At 73.2% G+C, this 23,854-nt stretch carries 18 protein-coding genes; 8 read left to right on the forward strand and 10 right to left on the reverse strand.

The window, feature by feature from the left end:
• Position 1 precedes the first annotated feature (1 nt).
• Positions 2 to 1,561: a phytoene desaturase family protein gene (locus PV682_RS11295; RefSeq protein WP_319726833.1), complete on the reverse strand. Its 1,560-nt coding sequence runs from the start codon at positions 1,559 to 1,561 to the stop codon at positions 2 to 4.
• Between the two features lie 39 nt (positions 1,562 to 1,600).
• On the opposite strand from PV682_RS11295, the gene PV682_RS11300 reads away from it, so the two are divergent.
• Complete coding sequence (locus tag PV682_RS11300; protein ID WP_319726835.1) at positions 1,601 to 1,957, forward strand: hypothetical protein; 357 nt, start codon at positions 1,601 to 1,603, stop codon at positions 1,955 to 1,957.
• Positions 1,958 to 2,076: 119 nt separating this feature from the next.
• Entirely contained in the window at positions 2,077 to 2,433 is a 357-nt protein-coding gene (locus PV682_RS11305) for a DoxX family protein (protein ID WP_319726837.1), read from the forward strand.
• Here the strand turns inward: PV682_RS11305 and PV682_RS11310 are convergent.
• The gene (locus tag PV682_RS11310; RefSeq protein ID WP_319726838.1) at positions 2,410 to 4,023 is read right to left on the reverse strand and encodes an AMP-binding protein; all 1,614 of its coding nucleotides are present in this window, start codon (positions 4,021 to 4,023) and stop codon (positions 2,410 to 2,412) included. The genes PV682_RS11305 and PV682_RS11310 overlap by 24 nt on opposite strands.
• A 22-nt stretch (positions 4,024 to 4,045) precedes the next feature.
• Positions 4,046 to 6,133 carry a 4-hydroxy-3-methylbut-2-enyl diphosphate reductase gene (ispH, locus tag PV682_RS11315; protein ID WP_319726839.1) on the reverse strand — a complete coding sequence of 696 codons (2,088 nt, stop codon included), beginning with the start codon at positions 6,131 to 6,133 and terminating at the stop codon, positions 4,046 to 4,048.
• A 220-nt stretch (positions 6,134 to 6,353) separates the two neighbouring features.
• Here ispH and PV682_RS11320 point away from each other — a divergent pair, with 220 nt between their 5' ends.
• From PV682_RS11320 to PV682_RS11345, 6 genes are read left to right on the forward strand one after another with little or no spacing between them, the layout of a single operon-like run.
• Positions 6,354 to 6,893, forward strand: coding sequence for a cupin domain-containing protein (locus PV682_RS11320; RefSeq protein WP_319726841.1), 540 nt, complete (start codon positions 6,354 to 6,356; stop codon positions 6,891 to 6,893).
• Positions 6,890 to 8,035, forward strand: a complete 1,146-nt coding sequence (locus tag PV682_RS11325; RefSeq protein WP_319726844.1) for a DegT/DnrJ/EryC1/StrS family aminotransferase — start codon at positions 6,890 to 6,892, stop codon at positions 8,033 to 8,035. Before PV682_RS11320 ends, PV682_RS11325 begins: the two co-directional genes overlap by 4 nt.
• Before the next feature lie 11 nt (positions 8,036 to 8,046).
• Complete coding sequence (locus PV682_RS11330; RefSeq protein WP_319726846.1) at positions 8,047 to 9,864, forward strand: FAD/NAD(P)-binding protein; 1,818 nt, start codon at positions 8,047 to 8,049, stop codon at positions 9,862 to 9,864.
• On the forward strand, positions 9,861 to 11,213 hold the full coding sequence (pcaB, locus tag PV682_RS11335) for a 3-carboxy-cis,cis-muconate cycloisomerase (RefSeq protein WP_319726848.1): 1,353 nt from the start codon (positions 9,861 to 9,863) through the stop codon (positions 11,211 to 11,213). Before PV682_RS11330 ends, pcaB begins: the two co-directional genes overlap by 4 nt.
• 58 nt (positions 11,214 to 11,271) lie before the next feature.
• Positions 11,272 to 12,354 (forward strand): type III polyketide synthase, encoded by a 1,083-nt coding sequence (locus PV682_RS11340; RefSeq protein ID WP_193555228.1) that lies wholly within the window; start codon positions 11,272 to 11,274, stop codon positions 12,352 to 12,354.
• Entirely contained in the window at positions 12,351 to 13,355 is a 1,005-nt protein-coding gene (locus PV682_RS11345) for a class I SAM-dependent methyltransferase (protein ID WP_319726851.1), read from the forward strand. The genes PV682_RS11340 and PV682_RS11345 overlap by 4 nt, the downstream gene beginning before the upstream one ends.
• 44 nt (positions 13,356 to 13,399) lie before the next feature.
• Here the strand turns inward: PV682_RS11345 and PV682_RS11350 are convergent, their stop codons facing one another.
• From PV682_RS11350 to PV682_RS11380, 7 genes are all read right to left on the reverse strand, one after another.
• Complete coding sequence (locus tag PV682_RS11350; RefSeq protein WP_319726854.1) at positions 13,400 to 14,395, reverse strand: AfsR/SARP family transcriptional regulator; 996 nt, start codon at positions 14,393 to 14,395, stop codon at positions 13,400 to 13,402.
• Positions 14,396 to 14,482: 87 nt separating this feature from the next.
• Entirely contained in the window at positions 14,483 to 16,594 is a 2,112-nt protein-coding gene (locus tag PV682_RS11355) for an MMPL family transporter (RefSeq protein WP_319726856.1), read from the reverse strand.
• A gap of 47 nt (positions 16,595 to 16,641) precedes the next feature.
• Positions 16,642 to 18,255 (reverse strand): prenyltransferase/squalene oxidase repeat-containing protein, encoded by a 1,614-nt coding sequence (locus PV682_RS11360; protein WP_319726858.1) that lies wholly within the window; start codon positions 18,253 to 18,255, stop codon positions 16,642 to 16,644.
• Positions 18,256 to 18,331: 76 nt separating this feature from the next.
• Positions 18,332 to 19,849, reverse strand: coding sequence for an FAD-binding oxidoreductase (locus PV682_RS11365; RefSeq protein WP_319726860.1), 1,518 nt, complete (start codon positions 19,847 to 19,849; stop codon positions 18,332 to 18,334).
• 44 nt (positions 19,850 to 19,893) lie between these two features.
• Positions 19,894 to 21,630, reverse strand: a complete 1,737-nt coding sequence (locus PV682_RS11370) for an FAD-dependent monooxygenase (RefSeq protein ID WP_319726865.1) — start codon at positions 21,628 to 21,630, stop codon at positions 19,894 to 19,896.
• Positions 21,631 to 21,674: 44 nt separating this feature from the next.
• Positions 21,675 to 22,583 (reverse strand): aromatic prenyltransferase, encoded by a 909-nt coding sequence (locus PV682_RS11375; protein ID WP_319726868.1) that lies wholly within the window; start codon positions 22,581 to 22,583, stop codon positions 21,675 to 21,677.
• Positions 22,584 to 22,588: 5 nt separating this feature from the next.
• Entirely contained in the window at positions 22,589 to 23,830 is a 1,242-nt protein-coding gene (locus PV682_RS11380; protein WP_319726870.1) for a BTAD domain-containing putative transcriptional regulator, read from the reverse strand.
• Positions 23,831 to 23,854 lie beyond the last annotated feature (24 nt).

A 23,854-nucleotide genomic window follows, 5' to 3' on the forward strand; every position in this document is an offset into this window, starting at 1 on the left:
GTCAGATCTGGTGTTCCAATACGGCCATGGCCGCGTTGTGCCCCGGCACACCGCTCACCCCTCCCCCGCGGATCGCGCCCGCCCCGCACAGGTAGACGTTCGCGTGCGGTGTCTCCACGCCCCAACGCCCGTCGCCCTCCTGGGAGTAGGGCCAGGACAGGGCGCGGTGGAAGATGTTGCCGCCGGGCAGGCGCAGGTCGCGTTCCAGGTCGAGCGGGGTCTTCGCCTCGATGCAGGGGCGGCCGTCGGCGTCGGTGGCGAGGCAGTCGGCCAGGGGTTCGGCGAGGTGCGCGTCGAGCTGGGCGAGGGTGCGGGTCAGGAGTTCCTCGCGGGTGGCGTCGTTGTCGTCGCGGAAGAGACGGGCGGGGGTGTGCAGGCCGAAGAGGGTCAGGGTGTGATGGCCCGTCAGCTCCGGGCCCAGGATGGTCGGGTCGGTCAGGGAGTGGCAGTAGATCTCCGAGGGCGGGGCGGTGGGCAGCTGTCCGGCGGCCGACTCGGCGTAGGCGGTGGCGAGTTGGCCGTACCCCTCGGCGATGTGGAAGGTCCCGGCGAACGCCTCGCGCGGGTCGACGGCGGTGTCCTTCAGCCGTGGGAGGCGCTTCAGGAGCATGTTCACCTTGAGCTGGGCGCCCTCGGCGGGCTCGGGCGGTGTGGCGCCGGTGAGGTGGGCGAGGGCCTGCGGGGAGGCGTTCACGAGGACGTGGCGGGCGGTGGCGACGCCCTCGCCGTCGGCCGTGCGGTAACTGACCTCCGCCGTACGGCCGTCGGTGTCGATCCCGGTGACCTCGTGGCCGGTGGCGAGGACGGCGCCGGCCTCGCGGGCCGCTGCGGCGAGGGAGTCGGTGAGGGCGCCCATGCCGCCGACGGGGACGTCCCAGGCGCCGGTGCCGCCGCCGATGACGTGGTACAGGAAGCAGCGGTTCTGGGCGAGCGAGGGGTCGTGCGCGTCGGCGAACGTGCCGATCAGGGCGTCGGTCAGCACGACTCCGCGCACGGTGTCGTCCGCGAACCGCTCCTCGATCGCCGTCCCGACCGGCTCCTCGAACAGGGCGCGCCACGCCTCCTCGTCGTCGACCCTGCGCCTCAGCTCCGCGCGGCTCGGCAGGGGTTCGGTGAGCGTCGGGAACACGCGCCGGGCGACGTGCCCGGTGAGGCCGTAGAACCGCTGCCACGCCTCGAACTCCCGGTCCGAGCCCGTGAGTTGCGCGAAGGCGTCCCGGGTGCGGCGGTCGCCGCCGCCGACGAGGAGGCCGGTGGGCTTCCCGTGGCGCTCGACGGGCGTGTACGAGGAGATGTCGCGGGACCGGACGCGGAAGCTCAGGCCGAGGTCCTTGACGATCTTGTCGGGCAGCAGGCTCACCAGGTACGAGTACCGCGACAGGCGGGCGTCCATCCCGGCGAACGGCCGCGTCGAGACGGCCGCGCCGCCCGTGCTCCCCAGCCGCTCCAGCACGAGCACCGACCGCCCGGCGCGGGCCAGATAGGCGGCGGCCACCAGGCCGTTGTGACCGCCGCCGACGATGACGGCGTCGTACGCGTGGGATCCTTCGTGTGCAGGCATGGTTCTTGGTAACACGCGTGGGGGTGGGAGGGCGTGATCATGCGCGACGTACGGCTCGATCCGTACCGGCGAGGTGCGGCTCGGTTGTTCACCGACGGGCGGGAGGTCGGGTTGCTGGTCACCCGGGTGGACGTCTGGCGGGAGTACACGGGGTGGCTGTGGCGCAGGCGCGTGACCAGTGAGCAGGAGCTGCCGGAGTGGATGGTGTGGCCGGTGGGCTCCTCCGGCACGCTGGTCCCCGAGGACGACGTGGTCCGGGGCGAGGACGTCGACCGTGAACTCGCCGACTGGTCGGCGGGCCGCTTCCGGCTGCGCGACACGGTGTACGAGGCTCGGTGGCTGCCGGTGAGCGAGGCGGAACCCGCGCACCGGGAGCACGGCTGGGACGCGGTCTGACACTTAAGTCACGTGGTGTCACCGGGACTTGGCGCGGTGTCGCCTGTACGATCATCGAAACTCGGGGGGCATCTCAGAACGGTGCTCAGCAAGGTCGTCCTCAAAGATGCGGAGAGAACTTGTCCACCGCTTTCGTCACCATGACCATCGTCGGCGCGGTCTTCAACGGTGCCGCCGCCGTCACGTACCTGATCGGCCATGAGTACCCCAAGACCCAGGCGGACATGAAGGGCATCCCCCGCAAGTACGTCCCGGTCCTCGGGTCGTTGCTGGCGGCGGGCACCGTCGGACTGCTGGCCGGGCTCGCGGTGCCGGTGCTGGGCACGCTCGCCGCGATCGGTCTGATCCTGTACTTCGTGGGGGCGATCATCGCCCACGTGCGGGTGGGTTCCCGCAACATCGTGGGCGGGATCGTCTTCCTCGCCACGGCGGTGGCGATCCTCGTCCTCGGGCTACTCGACCACGGCCCCTGGTAGACCGGCCGCGAGGCGCCGGGAGAGTTCGACGCGGCGCGTCTTGAGGGTCGCGGTGCGCGGCAGTTCGGCCAGCGGGATCTGGACGGGCTCGGCGAGCTGCGGGTACCCGGCGGTGGCCGCGCGCCAGCGGCCGAGGTCGAGCGGCTCGTCGTGGTGGGTGCAGACGACCGGGACCGCCTCCGCGTCGGGCCCCTGCACGACGACCACCTCGGCGAGTTCCGTGAGTTCGTCGAGGAGGAGGTCCTCGATCTCCAGGTTGCTGCCGACGCCGGGAATCGCGTCGAACTCGCGGTCCAGCATGTGCAGGCAGCCGAACCGGGTGCGGTAGCCGACGTCGCCGGTGCGCCACCAGCCGTCGTTCAGGTTGGCGTCGTACCGCTCCTGCTCGCCGTGGTACGTCTTGGCGATGCCGTCCCACCGCACCTCGATGAACCCGGGGTTGTCCTGCGAGGGCCGCTGCCCGTCCCGGCTCACCAGCCGCACCCGCGCGCTGCCCGGCAGCGGGTAGCCGACGCAGCGGCCGTCCATGCGGTGCGCGAACCGGCGGAAGTACGGGCGCCCGGCGGCAGGGCCCACCTCGCTCTGGCCGTAGATCTGGAAGAACTGGGCGCGCTGCGTGGACGCGTGCAGCAGGCGGCGCACGGTGCGCGGGTGGATCGCGTCGAAGGTGCTGCTGAAGTACTTGACGGAGGCGAACGGGCGGCGCGCGTCGTCGGCCAGTTCCTCCCAGGCGAGGAACGTGTTGGGCAACGCCTCGATCAGCCACGGGCGTTGAGCCGCGAAGAAGGTGGCGACGGCGTCCGGGGTGCCGTCGTTGACCAGCAGGGGCGGCATGCCCTCAAGGAGGCACAGGGACATCGCCGCGAAGGTCCGGGAGTGGCCGAACGGGGTGTGGATCGCGACGGTGCCGCGCTTGCGCATCAGGCCGAGCAGGAAGATCTGGGGGCGCAGCCGGGAGCGCATCGTGCGGGGCGTGTGGACGACGAGTTTCGGCAGGCCGGTGGTGCCGGAGGTGTGGGTGATCATCGCCGGTTCGTCGAGGCCGCGCAGCACCGGGCGGACCGGCACCGAGCCGTCCAGCGAGGCGAGCGGGACCGCGCCGTGCCCGGCGTCGCCCACGCCGAGCACGCCCCGGGTCAGGGTGTCCAGGTCGACGCCGTCCGCGGTGAGGGCGTCCAGCTTGGGGCCGTCGGTGATCAGGTGGGGGCGGTCGAGGCGGGCGAGGAGCGCGGAGAGGGCCTCGGAGTCCAGGTGGTGGGAGAGCATCACCGGGACCGCGCCGAGGCGTTCGACGGCCGTCGCGAGGAGCCAGAGGTCGAAGTTGGGTGCCTTGCAGATCACGACGTGTCCGCCGGCGCGGACTTTGGCGACGGCCAGACGGTTCGCCATGTCGGCGACGTGGCCCGCGAGTTGAGCCACCGTCAGATCGCGTCCGGCGTCGGGCAGGACGTCCAGGTCGTGGTCGAGGACCACCGGCATCGCGCCGCGCACGCGGGCCGCCGCCTGCGGGACGACGCCGAGGTAGAGGCCCTTGCGGTGGAGTGCGGCGTGGTCGGGCTTGGGGCTCAGGCGGTACAGGAGTGTGCTCATGGCAGGGGTCCTTCGGGAGTCGTCAGCGGTCGCGGTAGGCGACCAGGTCGGCGAGTTCTTCGAGCCGCAGGCGCCAGGTGTCGGGCAGTCCGGCGCCGGTGACGGCCGTGCGGGCGTCGGTCACGAGGGCGTCGATGCGTTTCTCGACGTCGGCGCGTACGCCGGAGGCGAGGAGGGCGGCGTGCAGGGGGGCCGGGTTCCAGTCGGTGTGCCGGCTCTCCTCGACGAGCCGCGCCACCTCCGGGTCCTTGGCGGCGCCCAGCGCGATCAGCAGGGTCATCTTGTGCTCGTCGAGGTCCAGGCCGGCCGGCTTGCCGGTGACCTCCTCGTCGCCGAACGCGTCCAGCAGGTCGTCCCTGAGCTGGAACGCCTCCCCGGCCGCGACCCCGTACGCCTCGAACACGCCGTACAGCGCGGGGCGTCCGGCGAGGGCCGCGCCCAGGGCCAGCGGGCGGTGGATGGTGTAGCGGCCCGATTTGCAGACGGCGACCCAGCGGGCCAGCGCCTCGTCGGGGACGGCCTCGGCGGCGAGGGCGACGTCCAGTTGCTGGCCGACGATCATCTCGGTGACCAGCTCGTGCCAGACCTGCGCCGCCGGGCCGGTCAGCGTGCCCGCGAGCCGGTTCGCGTAGCTCAGGGCGAGGTCCCCGGCGAGGATCGCGACGCCCTCGCCGTACCGGCGCGACTCCCCCGCCCAGCCGCTGCGCGCGTGCAGGGCCGTGTGCGCGGCGTGCGCGGTCGGAGTGCCGCGCCGGGTGGGCGAGTTGTCGATGATGTCGTCGTGGATCAGCGCGAAGGCGTGCAGCAGTTCCAGGGCGGCTGCCGCGTCCACGACGGTGTCCTCGTCGCCGTCCGCGCCGGCCGCGAGGAAGCCGGTGACGCAGAACAGGGGGCGCAGCCGCTTGCCGCCCGCCGCGATCAGCTCCGCGACGACGCCGACCGGCACGGCGGCCCGGGGGTCGACGGAACTCCAGTGCGCCGCCTCGGCGTTGAGGAGGTCCGTGATGCGGCCCTCGACGCGGTCGAGGAGCTTGGCGCAGGCCTCTTCGGCATCCCGCGCCGCGCCCGAGGCGTCCCGCGCCGCGGCCGAGGCGTGTCGCCCAGCGCCTGACGCGTCAGCCCCCACCGCCCCGCCCGACTCCCTCAGCTCCCCCAATTCCCCCAATTCCCCCAACTCCCCCAGTTCCACCGGCAGTCTGAAGGTCACGTTCTCCACAACCGTCTCCTCCACCTCGACGTCCTCGAATCCCAGCTCCGCGAGCCGCCCCAGCGCCTGTGCCACCAGCGCCTCCGGCACGCTCGCCCCTGCCGTGAGCCCGACCGTGCGGACGTCCCTCAGCCACCCGGCGTCCAGCAGCACCGGGTCCGTGAGGAGCCGCGCGGGTGTGCCGGCGGCCCGCGAAACCTCCACCAGCCGCAGCGAGTTGCTGGAGTTCGCCGACCCCACGACCAGCACCAGGTCACTGCGCCCGGCGATGGCCTTGACCGCGTTCTGCCGGTTCTGGCTGGCGTAACAGATGTCGGCCGCCCCGGGCCCGGTGATGCCGGGGAACCGTTCCTTGAGCACGGCGACGATCTCGGCCGTGTCGTCCACGGACAACGTGGTCTGCGTCAGGTAGGCGGCCCGCGCCCCCGGCGCCAGTTCGAGCCGCCGCGCCTGCGCCACGTCGGCGACGACGACCGTCCGCTCCGGCACCTCCCCGTACGTCCCCTCGATCTCCTCGTGGTCGGCGTGCCCGATGAGGATCAGCGTGTCCTTGGTGCGGGCGTAGCGGATCGCCTCCTGGTGGACCTTGGCGACCAGCGGGCACGTCGCGTCGACGACCGTCAGCTCACGCCCCCGCGCGTTCTCGCGGACCTGCGGGGAGACGCCGTGCGCGGAGAACACGCACACCGCGCCGGCCGGCACCTCCTCCTCCGAGTCGACGAACCGGGCGCCCTTGCCCTCCAGTTCACGCACGACGTGCTCGTTGTGGACGATCTGCTTGCGGACGTACACGGGCGCGCCGTGGATCTCCAGCGCGCGTTGCACGGTCTCGATGGCCCGGTGCACTCCGGCACAGGCCCCCCGTGGCGCGGCGAGCAGCACTCGCGGTGTGGCGGACTGCATGGTTTCCCCCTCGGGATGGTCGGAACCGGATTCTGGAACCCGTGCGCAACCGCATCTTCGTCACGGCCCCTTGCCGGGGAATACGCGGCGAGTTGGCCCCGGCTTGGCGGCAAGCGGGCGCCAATCGCGAACCCAGTGGCCACCAAGTCGGCGCTGGCATTCTCGCTTTCTCCGCACCGCCCGCATTCCGCAGGGAAATTCCACCAGAGAGCGACACTCCATGAGCGGTCTGATCGTCCCTCCCGGCCACGGCAGGAAACTCGTCACGAAAGCGCAGGACGTGACGTTCAAAGTCACCGCGGCGGACGGCTCCTCCTCGTCCGTGTTCGAGGTGGTCGTACCGCCGGGCTTCGACGTCGGCGCGCACGCGCACACCGCGTCCCAGGAGTTCTTCTACGTCCTGGAGGGTGAGCTGGAGCTGTTCGCGTTCGAGCCGGCCGAGCGCACCGAGGACACCTGGCACGGCTGGGAGTCCCCGAAGGGCGAGCGCCCGGTCCGGGCGGTCACCGGCAGCTGCATGTTCGTGCCGCCGGGCACCCCGCACGCCTTCCGCAACGCCTCGGACGCCCCGGCCCGGATGCTCTTCCAGAGCTCCCCCTCGCCCGACCACGAGCGGTACTTCGAGGAGATCGTCGAGATCTTCGCGGCCGGCCCCTCGGTGGACCCGGAGGCGGTCGAGCGGATGCGCCGGCGCTACGACGTCCAGCAGATCACCCCGCTCCGCTTCACCCCGCCCGCAGAAAGGACGGTGGCCCCGTGACCACCAACGACAGCGTCCCTCTCGTCCACGCGAGCCTCGGCGCCCGTGAACTCGCCGCCGTCGCCGAGGTGTTCGCCTCCGGCTGGCCGGCCGGGCAGGGCCCGCGGGGCAAGGCGTTCGAGGCGCAGCTGAAGCAGCGGTACGGCGTCGGCGACGCGGTCGCGCTGAGCAACTGCGGCGCGGCCCTGCACCTGGCGATGCTGGCGCTGGGCGTCGAACCGGGCGACGAGGTGATCGTCGCCGACTACACGTTCCCGGCCCCGGCGCACGCGGTGCGCTATGTCGGGGCGACGCCCGTCTTCGCGGACGTGCGGCCCGACACCGGCACGATCGACCCGGAGGCGGTGGCCGCGCTGATCGGGCCGCGCACGGTCGGGGTGATCGCCGTCGACACGGTCGGCCTGCCCGCCGACTACGACGAGCTGATGGCGCTCGCCGACCGGCACGGGCTGTTCGTCGTCGAGGACGCGGCCTGCGCGGTCGGCGCGAGCTACCGGGGGCGGCCCGCGGGCGCGCTCGCGCCGGTCGCCTGCCTCTCCTTCCACGGCCGCAAGGGCGCCAGCAGCGGGGAGGGCGGGGCACTGCTCGCCGCCGACCCGGTGATCGGCGCGGACGCGCGGCTGCGGTCGTCGTTCGGCATCGGCAGCATCTACGACCAGGCGCAGGTGGTCGGGCTGCCGGTCCCGACGTTCACCGACATCGGCTACAACTACAAGCTCTCGGACATCGCCGCCGCGATCCTCCAGGTCCAGCTGGACCGGGTCGACGAACTCCTCGCCCGCCGCGGCACGGTCGCCGCCCGGTACGCCGAACTCCTCGCCGACGAGGAGCTGCTGACGCTGCCGTACGTCCCCGGCGACCGCACCCACGCCTGGCAGTCGTACCTCGTCACGCTCTCCCCGCTCGTCGACCGCTCCGCCCTCGCCGCCTCGCTGCGCGCGCAGGGCATCGGCTGCGGGCACGGCACCTGGGCGAGCCATCTCCAGCCGGTCTACGACGCCGTGCAGAGCTGCCCCGTCTCGGCGGACCTCTTCCACCGCAACCTCGCGATCCCCATGCACGCCGAGCTCCGTGACGACCAGGTCGAGCGGGTCGTGGACGTGCTGCGGGCGGAGCTCAAGAACAACGTCCGCGCGTCCTGACGGGAGAGCCCGTGCTTGTCGTCTGTCTTGTCGGGGCGGGGCCGCGTGGGCTGTCCGTCCTGGAGCGGCTGTGCGCGAACGAGCGGAAGTCGCCCGCGCACGGGGCGGTGACCGTGCACGTCGTCGACCCGTACGCGCCGGGCGCCGGGAAGGTGTGGCGTACGGACCAGTCGCGGCGGCTGCTGATGAACACGGTCGCCTCGCAGGTCACGATGTTCACGGACCACACGGTGACGATGGACGGGCCGGTGGAGGAGGGGCCGAGCCTGTACGAGTGGGCCGCGGGGCGGCTCGGTCCCGACGAGTATCCGACGCGGGCTCTGTACGGGGCGTACCTGGAGGACGTGTTCCGTACGGTGCGGGACGCGGCGCCGGCGCACGTCACCGTCGTGGAGCACCGCACGTCCGCGGTCGCGCTCGACGACTCGGCGGACGGCACGCAGGCCCTGCTGCTGGCCGACGGCACGCGGCTGGGCGGGCTGGACGCGGTGGTCCTCGCGCAGGGGCACCTTCCCGTCCGCCCGGCGCCCGGTGAGCCCCGCGGCGCCGGGTACTTCGCCCCGGCGAACCCCGCCGACCTCGACCTGTCCGGGATCGCTCCGGGCGAGACCGTCTTCGTACGCGGGCTCGGGCTGAACTTCTTCGACGTGCTCGCGCTGCTCACCGAGGAGCGGGGCGGCAGGTTCGTGCGGGAGGCCGGGCGGCTGCGGTACGAGCCCTCGGGGCGGGAGCCGCGCATCGTCGCCGGGTCGCGGCGCGGGGTGCCGTACCACGCGCGCGGCGAGAACCAGAAGGGGGCGTACGGGCGTCACGAGCCCAGGGTCCTGACCCTGGCGGCGGTCGCCCGGCTGCACCGGCGGGCCGAGAACGGGGAGCGGCTGTCGTTCGCCGCCGATCTGTGGCCGCTGATCGCCAAGGAGGTCGAGAGCGTCTACTACGGCACCCTGCTGGCCTCGCCCGAACGCGAGCCCTTCGTACGGGAGTTCCTGGCCGCGCCCGACCGTGCCGCCGAGGCGCGGCTCCTGGACGCCGCCGGGGTCGCGCCCGGTGAGCGGTGGGACTGGGAGCGGGTGGCCCGGCCGTGGCTCGGGCAGGACGTGGGCTCCCCGGACGCGTACCGGGCGTGGCTCCTGGCGCATCTCGCGGACGACGTCCGCGCGGCCAGGGCGGGCAACGTGCGCGGGCCGCTCAAGGCCGCCCTCGACGTGCTGCGCGACCTCCGCAACGAGATCCGCGCCGCCGTCGACCACGGGCGCCTGGAGGGCGGTTCGTACCGGGACGACGTGCAGGGCTGGTACACGCCGCTGAACGCGTTCCTGTCGATCGGGCCGCCCGTCTCGCGGGTCGCGGAGCTGATCGCGCTGATCGAGGCGGGGGTGGTGGACATCCTCGGGCCGCGGGTGCGGGTGACGGCCGGTGACGGCTTCACCGCCGTCTCCGGCGTCGTCCCGGGCCCGCCGGTACGGGCGACGTCGCTGATCGAGGCGCGGTTGCCGGAGCCCGACCTCGCGCGTACGGCGGACCCGTTGCTGCGGGGGCTGCTGGACTCCGGGCGGGCGCGGCGGTTCACGATCGCCGGGAGCTGCGGGACGCGGGTCGCGACGCGGGGGCTGGCGGTCACGGAGCGCCCGTACCGGGTGATCGACGCGACGGGGCGGGCCCATCCGCGCCGGTTCGCGCTGGGGGTCCCCACGGAGGGCGTGCACTGGGTGACCGCCGCCGGGATACGGCCGGGCGTGGACTCGGTGATCCTGGGCGACGCGGACGCGGTGGCGCGGACGGTGCTGGCGCTCGAACCGGCTGTATCGACTCTGGGAGCGTCCGCGTGACCGACCACGACCTGGGCCTTCTCTCTCCCGTCCGCGCCGGCACCCCCGCCGAGGCGGCCACCTCCGACACCGCCTGGCTGCAAGCCATGCTGGACGCCGAAGCCGCCCTCGCCCGGGCCCAGGCCGCCGTCGGGGTGATCCCCCCGGAAGCCGCCGAGGTGATCACCGGGGCCGCCCGCGCCGAGCGGTTCGACGTGACGGCCCTCGCGCTCATCGCCCGGGAGACCGCGAACCCCGTCGTCGGGCTCGTCGGCGCCCTCACCCGCGCCGTCGCCGCGACCTCGCCCGAGGCCGCCGCGTACGTCCACCACGGCTCGACCAGCCAGGACGTCTTCGACACCGGCGCGATGCTGGTCGCCGTCCGGGTGCTCTCCCTCGTCCGCGCCGACCTGGAACGCACCGCCGCCGCCCTCGCCGGGCTCGCCGTGCGGCACCGGGACAGCGCCATGGCCGGAAGGACGCTCGCCCTGCACGCCGTGCCCACCACGTTCGGGCTGAAGGCGGCCGGCTGGCGCCGGCTCGTGCTGGACGCCCGCGACCGGGTCGCGGCGCTGCTGGACGGCGGGCTGCCGTTCTCGCTGGGCGGGGCCGCCGGGACGCTCGCCGGTTATCTGGAGGCGGGCCCGGTGGGACCGCTGCTCGACGCGTACGCCGTGGAGACGGGCCTCGCCCGGCCGCCCCTGCCCTGGCACGCGCTGCGCACCCCGGTCGCCGACCTCGCGGCCGTCCTCGCCCTCACCACCGGCGCGCTCGGGAAGATCGCCGTGGACGTGCAGTCGCTCGCCCGGACCGAGGTCGGTGAGGTCGCCGAGCCCTCGCCGGCCGGGCGGGGCGCGTCGTCCGCGATGCCGCACAAGAGCAACCCCGTGCTGGCGACCCTGTTGCGCAGCGCCGCGCTCCAGGTCCCGGTGCTGGCGGCGGGGCTGACGCAGTGTCTGGTGTGCGAGGACGAGCGGTCGGCCGGGGTGTGGCACGCCGAGTGGCAGTTGCTGCGGGAGTGCCTGCGGCTGGCCGGGGGCGCGGCGCACACGGCCGTGGAGCTGGCCGAGGGTCTTGTGGTCCGGCCGGAGCGGATGCGGGCGAACCTGGAGCTGACCGGCGGCCGGATCGCCTCGGAGCGGATCTGCGCCGCCCTGGCGAAAGAGCTCGGCAAGGCCCGCGCCCGCGAGGTGGTCACCGACGCCTCGGCGGAGGCGGACCGCAGCGGGCGCGCCCTCGGTGACGTCCTGGGCGACCTGCCCGAGGTGACCGCCCGTCTGACGGCGGACCGCGTCGCCCGGCTCCTGGACCCCGGCGCGTACACGGGCGCCGCCGCCCTGCTGGTCGACGACGACGTCAGCCGGCCCTGAACCCCCCGAACGATCAATTTCCGAGAATTCCCCTACTGCCGAGAGGCGAATGCCGGACATGCCCATTCTCTGCAAGCCCGCGGTGCGCGTACCGGAATACGTCATCACGATGGAACAGACCCTGGATTTCGCCCGCACAGCGCACGCGGGAAAACCCCAATTGCCGCTCGCGCTCCGGCTGATAGAGAACACCGGGGTGAAGAAACGACACCTGGTCCAGCCGATCGAGAAGACCTTGTCCCACCCCGGTTTCGAGGAACGGAACCGGATCTACGAGATGGAGTCGAAGAAGCGCTGCCCGGACGCGATCGAGGAGGCGCTGGCGAACGCGCTGCTGCGGGCCGAGGACATCGACGCGATCATCTACGTGTCGTGCACCGGCTTCATGATGCCCTCGCTGACGGCCTGGCTCATCAACACGATGGGCCTGCGCTACGACACCCGCCAGCTGCCCATCGCCCAGCTCGGCTGCGCGGCGGGCGGCGCGGCGATCAACCGGGCCCACGACTTCTGCGCGGCGCACCCGGACAGCAACGTCCTGATCGTGTCGTGCGAGCTGTGCTCGCTGTGCTACCAGCCGGACGCGGACGACATCGGCTCGCTGCTGTCGGACGGCCTGTTCGGCGACGCGGTCGCGGCGGCCGTCGTGCGCGGCCGGGGCGGCCCGGGCGTCACCGGCGTCCAACTGGCCCGCAACGCCTCGTACTTGATCCCGAACACCGAGGACTGGATCTCGTACGCGGTGAAGGACACCGGGTTCCACTTCCAGCTCGACCGCCGGGTGCCGGGCACGATGGAGCCGCTCGCGCCGGTCCTCAAGGACCTCGCGGCCGGTCACGGCTGGGACGCCGGGGACCTGGACTTCTACGTCATCCACGCGGGCGGCCCGCGCATCCTGGACGACCTCGCGAAGTACCTCGGGGTCGACGGCGCGGTCTTCCGGCACAGCTGGGGGACGCTCACCGAGTACGGGAACATCGCCAGCGCCGTCGTCCTCGACGCCCTGCGCCGGCGGTTCGAGGAAGGCCCGCTGCCCACCGGGGCGACCGGCCTGATCGCCGGGTTCGGGCCCGGCATCACCGCCGAGATGGCCCTCGGCACCTGGGTCGACGACCACCAGTCCACGGGGAGGACCGCATGAACGACCACGGCACCACGCCCACTTCGGACCGCGTGATGCGGCTGATCAACGGCTACTGGGCGACCGGGACGGTGGGGACGGCGGCGACGTACGACCTGTTCACGCACCTGGAGGACGGCGCAGGCACCCCCGAGGAACTGGCGGCGCGGGCCGGGATCGCGGTGCGCGGGGCGCGGGCCCTGCTGGACGGGCTGGTCGCGCTGGAGCTGGTCGAGGTGGCCGGCGGGCACTACCGCAACTCCCGTGAGGCGTCGGCGTTCCTGGTCGCGGGCCGGCCCGCGTCGCTGGCGGCGTTCGCGCGGCTGAAGATGGGCCACCTGGGGTCGCTGGCCGCGCTGCCGGACGTCGTGAAGGCGGGCGGTCCGGTGTCGGACGCGGTCGTGGAGGTCGCCGACAACCCGCACTGGGAGAACCTCGTCCAGGCGATCGCCGCGCAGTCCGTGCCCGTCGCGCACATCGCCGCCGAGGAGCTGGGGCTGGCCGACGCCGGGAAGATCTCCGTGCTGGACGTCGGCGGCGGCTCCGGGGTCTGCTCGGCGGTGTGGCTCGGCCTCAACCCGGACGCCCGCGCCACCCAGATCGACTGGGCGCCGATCAACGCGATCGCCCGGCGGCTGCTCGCCGAACAGGGTGTGGGCGACCGGGTCGAGCACGTGGACGGCGACTTCCACACCGTCGGCTTCGGAGACGGGGAGCACGACGTCGTCATGTACTCCAACATCGCCCACCAGGAAGGGCCGAAGGACAACGAGGCGGTGTTCGCCCGGATCCGCCGGGCCCTGAAGCCGGGTGGCACGCTCGTCGTCTCCGACTACATCACCGACGACGACCGCAGCGGCCCGCCGTTCGCGCTGACCTTCGCCGGGGAGATGCTCCTCAAGAGCCGGCACGGGTCGACCTGGCGGCGCGGCGACTACCGGGCGTGGCTGACGGCGGCCGGGTTCGAGGAGGTGCGGTTCGTGGAGACGCCGTCGCCGACGACCCTCGTCCTGGCGCGGTGACACGAGGCGCGGTGGCCCCCGGAAGGGTCACCGCGCCGAAGCGGTCACGAGCGCTCCAGCTCCGGGGCCTGCCGCAGGATCTCCAGCTCCAGATGCTGCAACGCCGGGCTCGGCGAGATCCCCAGCCCCTCCACCATCCTCTTCTGGTGGGCGCGCAGCACCGACAGCGCGTCGGCCTGCCGCCCCGACCGGTACAGCGCGAGGGTGAGCAGCTCGCAGCCGTACTCCCGCAGCGGGTGGGCCTGTGTGAAGGCGACCAGTTCGGGGACCGCCATCTCGTGGCTGCCGACGGCGATGAGGGTGGCGCACCTGCCCTCGACCACCGACAGCCGCAGTTCCTCCAGGCGGACCGCCTCGGGCGCGACGTGCGGTGCGCCCGCGACCTCCGCGTACGCCTCGCCGCGCCACAGGGCGAGGCCGGCCTCGAACGCGTACAGGGCGCGCTGCGGATCGCCCCGGTCGAGGGCCTGCCACCCGGCGGTGGCGTGCTCCCAGAACCGGTGCGCGTCGACCTCGACGGCCCGGCTGTCGAGGAGGTAGCCGCGTCCGCGCGTGCACAGGACGGTGGCCGGGGTGCGGGGGGCGCGGTGGGGTTCGAGGGCGCGCCGCAGGTTGGCGATGTACGCGTGCAGCGAGGTGATCGCGGACTGCGGTGGCCGGCCCTCCCACAGGGCGTCGACGAGCGTGTCGACGGAGACGGGCTGGCCGACCTGGCTGACCAGCAGGACGAGCGCGGCGCGCTGCTTGGGCGCCCCGAGGTCGACCCGGCGGCCGTCGACGGCGGCCTCGACGGGGCCGAGGACCCGGAACTCGACGCCGGAGGCGGGCGCGGGCCTGCGGGGCGCACGCTGCGGGTCCGGCTGCTCCCGGCGTCGGGGGCCGGTGTCGAGGTCGAGTGCCTGGCTGACGTACTGCTTGAGTGTCTCGTTGGCGCGTCTGAGTTCGCGGACCTCGTGTTCGAGCTCGGCGATGCGCCGCGCACCGGTGCCTTCCGTCGAGGTGTCGCGGCGGAGTTCTCTGTCCCTCGTCTCCGTGTGCATAGATCTCTTGCCCCCGTTGCCGTGTTTCCGTGCGTGCGGTCGCCCCTGCCACGGGACCCCGGACAGGGGCGCCGTGGCAGAGACGGTTCACCTGCCGCTGTAGGCGGGTACCTGGCCGCTCTCGCCCGTCGCCGTGCCGGCGTCGTCGCGGCGGTGGAACAGCTTGCTGGGCCACCACATCCAGCGGCCCACGTCGAGGGTGAGCGCGGTGACGAGCACCGAGCGCACCACGAGCGTGTCGAGGAGGACGCCGAAGGCGACGGCGAAGCCGAGTTCGACGGCGAAGACCAGCGGCAGGGAGGCCATCGCGGCGAAGGTGCCCGCGAGGACGACGCCCGCCGAGGTGATGACCCCGCCGGTGGAGGAGAGGCCGGTGAGCGCGGCGCGCCGGGTGCCGTGCAGGGCGGCGTCCTCGCGGACGCGGGTGACCAGGAAGATGTTGTAGTCGATGCCGAGGGCGACGAGGAACACGAACGCGAGCAGCGGGAACGAGGCGTCGGCCCCGGCGAGGCCGAAGACGTGCTCGAAGACGAGGCTGCTCACGCCGAGGGCGGCGCCGAAGGACAGCAGGACGGTCGCCATCAGCAGCAGCGGCGCGACGACCGCGCGCAGCAGCAGGCCGAGGATGAGCAGGACGACGACAAGGACGATCGGGATGATCACCTTCGAGTCGCGGGCCGCCGCGTTCTCCGTGTCGACCATGATCGCGGTGGAGCCGCCGACCTGCGCGTCAGCGCCCTCGATCTGGTGGACGGCGGTGCGGGCGCGGTCGACGGTGCTCATCGCCCCCTCGCTGCTGGGCTCGTCCTTGAGCTGGGCGAGCAGGACCGCTTCACCGTCCTTGACGACGGGGTCGCCGACGCCGGTGATGCCGGGTACGGCCGCGAGCGCCGTCCTCACCTGCGCGGCGGCGTCGGCCTTGGCGACGACGTAGACGGGGTCGCCGGAGCCGGCCGGGAAGTGCTCGGCGCGGATCTCCTCGCCGACGGCCATCTGCGGCTTGTTCGTGAACTGGTCCTTGTTGGACAGGCCGGAGGCGTTCAGTCCGAGGGCGCCCAGCGCCATCGCGCCGAGCACGAGGACCGTGCCGGCCCACACCAGGCGGGGCCGGCCGGAGATGACGTTCCCGACCCGGTCCCAGACGCTCTCCCTGGCCTGCGCCTCGGCGCCGTACACGGGTTTCTTCGGCCAGAAGATCCACCGCCCGCAGGCGACGAGGAGGGCCGGCATGAGGGTCGTCATGGCGAGCAGTCCGACGATGATGCCGATCGCGCAGGCGGGGCCCATGCCCTTGGTGGAGTTGAGGACGGCGAGGGTGAGGAGCATGAGGCTGACGGCGACGGTCGCGGCGCTGGCGACGATCGCGGGCCCGGAGCGGTAGAGGGCCTCGGCCATCGCCTCGTGCCGGTCCTCGTGGCGGGCGAGTTCCTCCCGGTAGCGGGAGATCAGCAGCAGCGCGTAGTCGGTGGCGGCGCCGAAGAGGAGGACGACGAGGATGAAGCTGGTCTGTTTGTTGACGACCAGTCCGGCGTTCTCTGCGAGGAGGTAGATGAACGCCTCCGCCGCCATCAGGGCGACCCCGACGGTGAGCAGCGGCAGCAGGGGCAGCAGGGGGCTGCGGTAGGTGAGAAGCAGGATCGCCACGACGACCAGGGCGGTGATGGTGGTGAGCGCGCCGCCTCCGCCGAACGCCTTGATGGAGTCGGCGCCGTACCCGGCGGGCCCGGCGACGTGGAAGCCGAGCCCCCGCGCGTCCTTCTCGCCGACCTCGGTCATCGCGTCGACGACCTTGCCGAGCCCTTCCCAGCCGGTCTTGTCCTTGCGGACCTGGACGACGGTCTGGAGGGCCTTGCCGTCCTCGGAGACCACCGGGCCCTGGGGTTCGCCGACGACGTTGGTGATGCTCTTGAACGCGGTGGCGTCCGCGCGCGCCTTGGCGAGGTCGGCGGGGGTGGTCCCGGCGGCCCGGTCGTAGACGACGATCGCGGGGACGGTGTCGGCGGGCATCAGCTTCTGGGCGCGCTCGACGACGGCGGTGGACTCGGCGTTGCCCGGCAGCCAGGCCGAGTTGTCGTTCTCCTCCGCGTCACCGAGCTTCCCGGCGAGCATCAGCGCCGGAACCAGGATCACGGCCCAGATCGCGATGACGACCCACTTGCCCACCCTTCCGCTGGGCAGGGCGGCCAGTTTTCGCAGCATGCGTGTGGTCTCCAGTGTTCTGTGGGGGACGGGTGTTCCTTCGGGTCTCACGTGTCCAGGAGGCGGGCCCGGACGTGTCCGAGGGCCAGCAGCACCGGGATATCAGTGAGCAGCGGAAAGTGGTAGGCGAAGGGACGGGGTCCGACCATGTCGGGCGGTCCGTCGTAGCCGCCGTCGGCCTTCTGCCGCTCCAGGAGCCAGATGAGAGCGGCGCCGAGGGCGCGGGAGTCGTCGGCGTGGCAGAGGGTGACGATGCCGTAGGCGGTGCTGATGTCGTCGCTGGGGTCGCCGGGGCGCATGCCCCAGCCGCCGTCGTCGTTCTGGGTGTCGAGGACGGTGCGCTCCACGCGGGCGGCCATGGCGCCGGAGCGCAGGTCGTCGGGGTGGGCGGTGCAGGCGGCGAGGCGGACCCGGAAGAGGCTGTGCAGCCGGGAGCGGCTCCAGCCGGGTTCGAAGCCGCCGTCCGCGTCCTGGTGCTCGGCGAGGAACGCGAGCGCTTTCGCGCGCTGGGGCGCGGTCTCGGGGTGCGGGCCGAGGGCGCCGACGGCGGCGGCCGTCATGCAGGGCTCGGACGAGGCGCCGGCGACGTACGTGGGGAAGCCTCCGTCGGTGCCCTGGACGGCGAGGAGGGCGGCGACGCCGGCGCGGACGGTCCCGGCGTGGGCGACGGGGTCGACGGCGTGCAGGAACTCCAGGGCGCAGGAGGTGTCGTCGACGTCGTTCTGCGCGACGGCCGGTGACATGGACCAGCCGCCGGTGAGGGGGGTGCCCCGGGAGAGGGAGGGCAGGGGGGCGCCGCCGCGTTCGGCGGCGAGCGTGGAGGCCATACGGCGCAGCAGGGCGAGGTCGGCGCCGGCCGCGTGCAGGGCGAGGCCGCCGGTGGAGGTGCACCAGTTGTGCATCTCCAGGACGAACGGGAAGCCGCCGTCGGGGCGTTGGTGGCGCAGGAGGGTGGCGAGACCGCGCCGTACGGTGTCGTCGTGGCGGCCGGTGCCGGCGAGGGCGTGCAGCACCAGCAGGTGCATGAGGGCGTAGCCCTCCCAGACGGTGGTGTCCGGGTCGGTGGCGAGGAGGGTGTCGAGGGCCGCTTCGGTGGCCTGGTTGCGGACGTCGAGGGCGGTGGCGAGGATCAGGGTGATCGCGGCCTGCTGGACGGCGGCCCAGGAGTGCAGCGGGTCGGTGGGGACGTGTCCGCCGCCGGGGAGTTCCGCGTCGGCGGGCAGCGGGCAGCCGAGGACCGACAGCACGGCGTACACCATGAGGCGGCGCCGGGTGGAGATGAAACCGGGCGCGGAGCCCAGGATGTTCGCGGCGAGGGTCCCGGCGAGGACGCTGTTGCCGCCCGCCGTGCGACCGGCGGCGCCTTCGACGGCGTGGGTGGCGAGGACGCGGTCGAGGGCGTCGGGGGACTCCAGGTGGCCGCGCAGGTAGCCGAGGAGGCGTTCGCGGGCCGGGGAGGCGGTGCCGGTGCGGGTCATGAGGGCGAGGGCGAGGGCGGATTCGAGGACCCGGCTCTCGCACTGTTCGCGTATCGCGCCGTCGTCGTCGGTTCTGGCGCTGATATGGGCGGTCAGGCGGGCGGTGGCGCGGCGGAGTTCGGCCGGGGTGATCCCCTGGGGCAGTCGCAGCGGGGCCGGGCGCGTGAGGTCCGCGATCTTCATGTCGTGCTCCTGTCTGGTGCGGCCTGGGTGGCGGAGAACGGGCCCGGCCCCTGCGAGGGGGGCCGGGCGGTGCGGGTCAGCCGACGCTCTGGGCGAACCGGAAGAAGCCGTGCGGGTCGTACTTCCGCTTGGTCCGGGCGAGGCGCGCGTAGTTCTCGGCGTAGTAGGAGCGCCGCCAGTCGGGCAGCCGGGGGTCGATGAAGTTCTGGTAGGTCTCGCCCTGCGAGTAGGGGTCGATGACGGCGAACCCGTCGTCGACGAACTCCCAGGCGGCGGCCTTGGCCTCCGCGCTCACCGAGGCCGCGTTGGAGGTGAGGTAGCTGACGGAGAAGAGGCTGTCGCGGTGGACGTAGGCGGTGGCGTCGCGGGCGACGGTGTTGGCCCGGCCGCCGAGCGCGGAGATCTGGAGCTGGCGCATCTGCCCGCCCGCGAACCGGTTGGCATTGAACGTCTCCAGGGCCTTGGCCCAGCCGTCGCGGGGCATGCCGCGCTCCTTGAAGAGGCGGCTGCGCCAGGCACCGAACGCGGGGCGCTGGATCTTCCCGTCGGGCGAGGTGTCGGCGCGGTGGCACTGCTGCACGGACAGTTCGGAGCACTGGTAGAGCTGCATGAGGATCGCCCGGTAGGGGGCGGTGAACTTCTGCTGGTAGACCGGCGGCCGGCCGACCAGGGAGATGAGGCGGGCGATCTCGGCGTCGAATCCGGTGCCGGTGTCGACCGAGCCGAGGAACACGGACGCGGTCGGCACCCCGCCGGGGCCCGCGTCGGTGAGGGTGACGTTGACGCCGCTGCCGATGGTCCAGGGCGCGTCGGGCAGCCACCGCGTCCAGCCGTCGAGCATGTCGAGGGCCTGGTCGAAGGTCCACACGAGGTTGATCGCGGCGACGTCTCTCAGCGGCGAGGGGGTGATGTCGTACGAGGTGACGATGCCGAAGTTGCCGCCGCCACCGCCGCGCAGCGCCCAGTACAGGTCGCTGTTGCAGTGCGGGGCCGCAGTGACGGTCCGTCCGTCGGCGAGGACGACCTGGGCCGCGGTCACCTTGTCGGAGGCGATGCCGATGCTGCGGGTGAACAGGCCCATGCCGCCGCCCTGGAGGAACCCGCCCGCGGCGACGGTCGGGCAGTAGCCGCCGGAGATGCCGAGCCCGGCCGGGGCGAGGGTGTCGGCGATGTCGACGAGCTGGGCGCCGGGCCCCATCCGCACCGAACTCTCGCCCAGGGTGATGGAGTTGAGCTGGGAGACGTCGATGATGAGGCCCTGCGTGGTGGAGTAGCCGGCCGCGCTGTGGCCGCCGCTGCGGGCGGCGACGGGGATGCCGTGGGCGGCGGCGAAGCGGACGCAGGCGGAGACGTCGGCGGCGGAGGCGCAGTAGGCGACGGCCTGGGGGGCCGCGCTGTCGAACTGGACCTGGTAGAGCTGCTTGGCCCGCTGGTAGTCGGCGTCGGCGGGGAGCACCAGGCGCCCCTGGAGCCGGTCGGCGAGCTTGCTCCAACGGCCGCCGACCGTGGCGGACTTGGGTCGCGCGGCGCCGGTCAGCGCGGTCGCGGTGAGCGCGGCGCCGCCGACGGCGAGGAAGGACCTTCTGTCGATCATGGTGTTTCTTCCGTGTTGGTGAGGCGGAGCGGTCGGGCGGCGGGTCACGGGGCGCGGTGGCCGAGGACGAGGGCGAACGCCTCGGCCAGGGCGCCGGCCGGGTCGGCCTCGGTGCCGGTCGCCCGCCAGGCGACGTGCTGGTCGGGGCGGACCAGCACGGCGCCCCCCGCACCGGTGCCGGGCAGGGACTGCCAGGCGGCCTCGTCGAGGCGGGTCACGGTCAGCGGGACGGACAGCTTGTCGGCGACCTGCTCGGCGGCCTCGGCCCAGGCGGTGCCGTCCGCTCCGGTGAGCAGCGCGAAGCCGGTGCCGACCAGGTCGTGGGTGGAGCGGCGCTCGCCGTCGCGCCCGGTCCAGGCGTGCGGCAGGAGGTGGCCGGGGCGGGTGGTGGGCCGGTACACGTCGCCGAGCGGTGAACGGGCGGGCGGTGCGCTGCCGTCGGGGACGACCGCGCCCTGCTCGTAGGCGAAGCCGGTCTCCACGTCGAGGGCCTGGCACTCGGCCCGGTGGGTCGCGAAGATCTCCGCCGCCCGGGCCCGCTGCGCCGCCCCGACGGGGGTCGGCGAGAAGTAGGAGAAGAACGCGACGGTACGGCGCTCCGGCGGCACGTGCGGGCCGAGGCCCACGGCGGCGTCGATGACGACCTGGTGGTGTCCGGCGGCGGACATCGCCCAGCCCAGGTTGAACTGGCCGACCGGGCGGCGTTCGGCCTCGTACGTGTCGAGCAGGCCGTCTCCCGCGCGGCCCGTCACCACGGAGGCGAGCTTCCAGGCGAGGTTGTGCGCGTCCTGGATGCCGCTGTTGAGCCCGAGCCCGACGGCCGGGGGCTGCCGGTGGGCGGCGTCGCCGACCAGGAACACCCTGCCCTGCCGGTAGCGCTCGGCGATGACCGCCTCCACGCTCCAGCTCGTCACGTCGTGCAGGGTCAGCTCCAGCTCGGGCAGGCCCAGCACCTCGCGGATCCGGCCGATGACGGCCGCCTCGTCGGTGCGGTCGATACCGGCCAGCGGCAGGTGCAGGCCCCACTCCTCGCAACTCTTGCCCCAGGTCGGGCCCATCTCGATGAGGGCGCTCGACAGGTCGGGGCGGTAGGGGTTGAGGAACCAGGTGATGACCGAGCCCTCGGTCCACCACTGCGACAGGTCGGCGGAGAAGTACGCGGTGGTCGCGTCGAACAGGGCGGGCAGGCCCTCCATCCGGATGCCGAGGGCGGGTCCGACGGTACGGCCCGCGTCGGCGGCGATCACGTACTGCGCGACGACCGTCGTCGTCTCGCCGGTCTCCGTGTCGCGGATCTCGGCGGTGACGTTCTCGGCGTTCTCGGTCAGCGCGACCACCTCGTGCCCGAACCTGACCCGCCCGGGGCCCTGTTGCTCGGCGTGGCGGCGCAGGATCGGCTCCAGGCGCAGTTGCGGCAGCTTGGCGGGCAGCACGGGGCCCGCCGCCTCGTACGCGTCACGCAGTTCGCCGCCGCCGAAGGCGTCCATCTCGTGGATGACGCGCCCGTCGAGCGGGCCGGGTCCGGTCAGCGTGGTCTGCCAGCGGACCTTGCCGAACTGCTCGGGCCCGGCGGCGAGTTCGGTCACGTCGTCCACCAGGCCGTACTGGCGGAAGATCTCCATCGTGCGCTGGTTGAGGTAGTGCGCCTTCGGCAAGCGCGAGGTGTCCGCGCGGCGCTCGACGAGGAGGTGGTCGATGCCGTGGGCGGAGAGGAACACGGAGGCGGAGAGACCGGAACCGCCGCCTCCGACGATCAGGACAGGTACTTCCACGGTGCTCATGAAACGTCCTTCTGAAGGGAGTTGGTAAGGGAGAAAGAGGGAGGTCAGACCGGGTCCGCGAGGGCGCCGTCGGGGAGCTGCATGATGTCCGGCACGCCCGCGCCCCACCGGTAGTAGGACTGGAGCTTGTAGTACTCGCCGTCGGGCTGGGAGGCGACGGCGTACACGAACCGGGTCTCCGGGTCGGCGCCCTGGACGTGCCGCACGAACGTCCGGATGCGGTCGTCGAGCCGGACCGGCAGGGAGGCCGGGTCGGTCGTCGCGACGGCGAAGCAGACGCGGGTGATCGCCGGGGAGTCCCAGTCGAGGGTCACGTACACGCCGAACGCCTGGCGGCCGAGGCGGAGCATCTGCTCGCTGGGTTCCGCCTGGTCGACCTCGCGGAGCATGGCCCGGACGGACTCCGGCGCGATGCCTCCGGCGGGGGGTTCGCCGAAGTAGATGTTGACGGTGCGGTGGCGGTAGTCGACGCCGAGCAGGCCGACCGTGTCGCCGAGGCCGTGCCGGTCGATGAAGCCGAGGCTCGCGGCGAGGCTGCGCGGCATCGAGGGGAGGTCGGCGAGCGTCCTGACGTCCTGGAGCCGGGTGCGGGGCAGGACGGCCCAGATCTTCTTGAAGCCGCCCACCACACCGAAGTCGATGCCGTAACCGTCGACGGGGCAGCGCTCGCTCAGGTCGGCGAGGAGCCGGGAGACAGGGTGCTCGTCCTTCTCCAGCAGCCCGTTGTCGACCGCGAGCCGGTAAGGGTCGAGGCCGTCGGGGATCGTGAACCGGCAGTCCAGTTCGCCCGCCCGGCCCTCGCCGGTCGACACGCGGAACGCGACCACGGCATCGGCGAGTTCACCTCCGTACAGGTCCAGAACGCGCAGCACGTCGTCGCGTTCGTAGTCCACCTCCAAGAGCCCGGCCGCTTCCTCGATGGCCGAGTGGAGGGCGTGCACCGCTTCGTTCATCGCGGTCACCTTCCTTGTCTGGTGCTTGCTTGTCTGGTGCTTGCCGGTCGGGTGCTTGTCGGTCGGGTGCCGGGCTCGGTGAGCTGGGCGAGGAGGCGGGCCACCGTGAGCCGGGGGCGCCGCGCCAGCCGGGCGCCCGCGCCGCTCAGCGCCGACGGCAGCCCCGCGCAGTGCCGCACGAGGTCGCGGACGGCGTCGGGTTCGGCGCCGATCCGCTCGGCGCCGGCCGCCTCCGCGAGCAGCCGGACGGCGTCCTCGTCGTCCAGCGGCCCGAGGGTGAGCGTGTGGGGCGCCGGTACGCCCGCCAGCGGGCCCCGCCCCGTGACGAGCAGGGCACTGTCCGGGCCGGCCGGGAGCAGGGCGGTGAGCTGCGCGTCGTCCACCGCGTCGTCGAGGACGACGAGGAGCCGGGCACCGGCGAGACGGGCACGGTAGCGACGGACCAGGTCGTCGAGCTGGAGTGGGCCGGTGCCCACCGGTTCCCCTTCAGGTAACTCCCCCAGTGCGTCGAGGAGTTCGGCGAGGACGGCCGTGGGTGCCCGCGCCGTGCCGTCCGGGTGGCGGAGGGTCGCGTGGACGACGCCGTCCGGGAACGCCTCCGCGCAGCCGTGGGCCACCTCGGTCGCGAGGGCCGTCTTGCCGGTGCCGGGCGGGCCCGTGATCAGGGCCGACCTGAGGCGGGCGCCCAGGAGCAGCGACCTGAGGCGGTCCGCCTCGGCGGTGCGGCCGGTGAACGCGGCGCACCGAGGGGGCAGCAGCACGGGCGGCGGCTCGGCGGTGTCGCCGCGCAGCATCCGCAGGTACGCGTCGCCGAGCCGGCGGCCGGGTACGACGCCGAGTTGCCCGGCGAGGACGCGGCGGCCCTCGTCGTACACCTGGACGGCCTCGGCCTGGCGGTCGGAGCGGTGCAGGGCGGTGACGAGGTGGGCGCGCAGGGTCTCGTCCAGCGGGAACCGGGCGACCAGGGCGAGGAGTTCGGGGACGAGGGCGCGGTGCCGGCCGAGCGAGAGGTCCGCCTCGATCCGGCGCTCCAGCGCCTGCGTCCGACGGAACTCCAGCCGGGGCCGCTCGTATTGCAGGAGGTGTTCGGTCACGTTCTCCAGGGCCTGGCCGCTCCAGCAGTCGAGCGCCCCGCCGAGCAGCCGTCCGGCCTCCTCGGGCCGGTTCTGCTCAAGGGCCTCGCGGCCGAGCCGGTCGAGCCGTTCGAAGGAGAACAGATCGACGTCGGCCTCCCGGACCTCGAGCACGTATCCGGGTCCTTTCCGGAAGAT

This window comes from Streptomyces niveiscabiei (assembly GCF_033794345.1).
In the GTDB taxonomy this organism is placed as follows: Bacteria; Actinomycetota; Actinomycetes; order Streptomycetales; family Streptomycetaceae; genus Streptomyces; species Streptomyces niveiscabiei.

What these genes read in the sequence shown, in the direction of transcription:
- PV682_RS11295 (WP_319726833.1), bottom strand. Translation starts at nt 1,561, where the DNA reads ATGCCTGCACACGAAGGATCCCACGCGTACGACGCCGTCATCGTCGGC.
- PV682_RS11360 (WP_319726858.1), bottom strand. Translation starts at nt 18,255, where the DNA reads ATGAAGATCGCGGACCTCACGCGCCCGGCCCCGCTGCGACTGCCCCAG.
- PV682_RS11370 (WP_319726865.1), bottom strand. Translation starts at nt 21,630, where the DNA reads ATGAGCACCGTGGAAGTACCTGTCCTGATCGTCGGAGGCGGCGGTTCC.
- PV682_RS11350 (WP_319726854.1), bottom strand. Translation starts at nt 14,395, where the DNA reads ATGCACACGGAGACGAGGGACAGAGAACTCCGCCGCGACACCTCGACG.
- PV682_RS11320 (WP_319726841.1), top strand. Translation starts at nt 6,354, where the DNA reads ATGAGCGGTCTGATCGTCCCTCCCGGCCACGGCAGGAAACTCGTCACG.
- PV682_RS11300 (WP_319726835.1), top strand. Translation starts at nt 1,601, where the DNA reads ATGCGCGACGTACGGCTCGATCCGTACCGGCGAGGTGCGGCTCGGTTG.
- PV682_RS11310 (WP_319726838.1), bottom strand. Translation starts at nt 4,023, where the DNA reads ATGAGCACACTCCTGTACCGCCTGAGCCCCAAGCCCGACCACGCCGCA.
- PV682_RS11375 (WP_319726868.1), bottom strand. Translation starts at nt 22,583, where the DNA reads ATGAACGAAGCGGTGCACGCCCTCCACTCGGCCATCGAGGAAGCGGCC.
- PV682_RS11340 (WP_193555228.1), top strand. Translation starts at nt 11,272, where the DNA reads ATGCCCATTCTCTGCAAGCCCGCGGTGCGCGTACCGGAATACGTCATC.
- PV682_RS11365 (WP_319726860.1), bottom strand. Translation starts at nt 19,849, where the DNA reads ATGATCGACAGAAGGTCCTTCCTCGCCGTCGGCGGCGCCGCGCTCACC.
- PV682_RS11345 (WP_319726851.1), top strand. Translation starts at nt 12,351, where the DNA reads ATGAACGACCACGGCACCACGCCCACTTCGGACCGCGTGATGCGGCTG.
- PV682_RS11355 (WP_319726856.1), bottom strand. Translation starts at nt 16,594, where the DNA reads ATGCTGCGAAAACTGGCCGCCCTGCCCAGCGGAAGGGTGGGCAAGTGG.
- ispH (WP_319726839.1), bottom strand. Translation starts at nt 6,133, where the DNA reads ATGCAGTCCGCCACACCGCGAGTGCTGCTCGCCGCGCCACGGGGGGCC.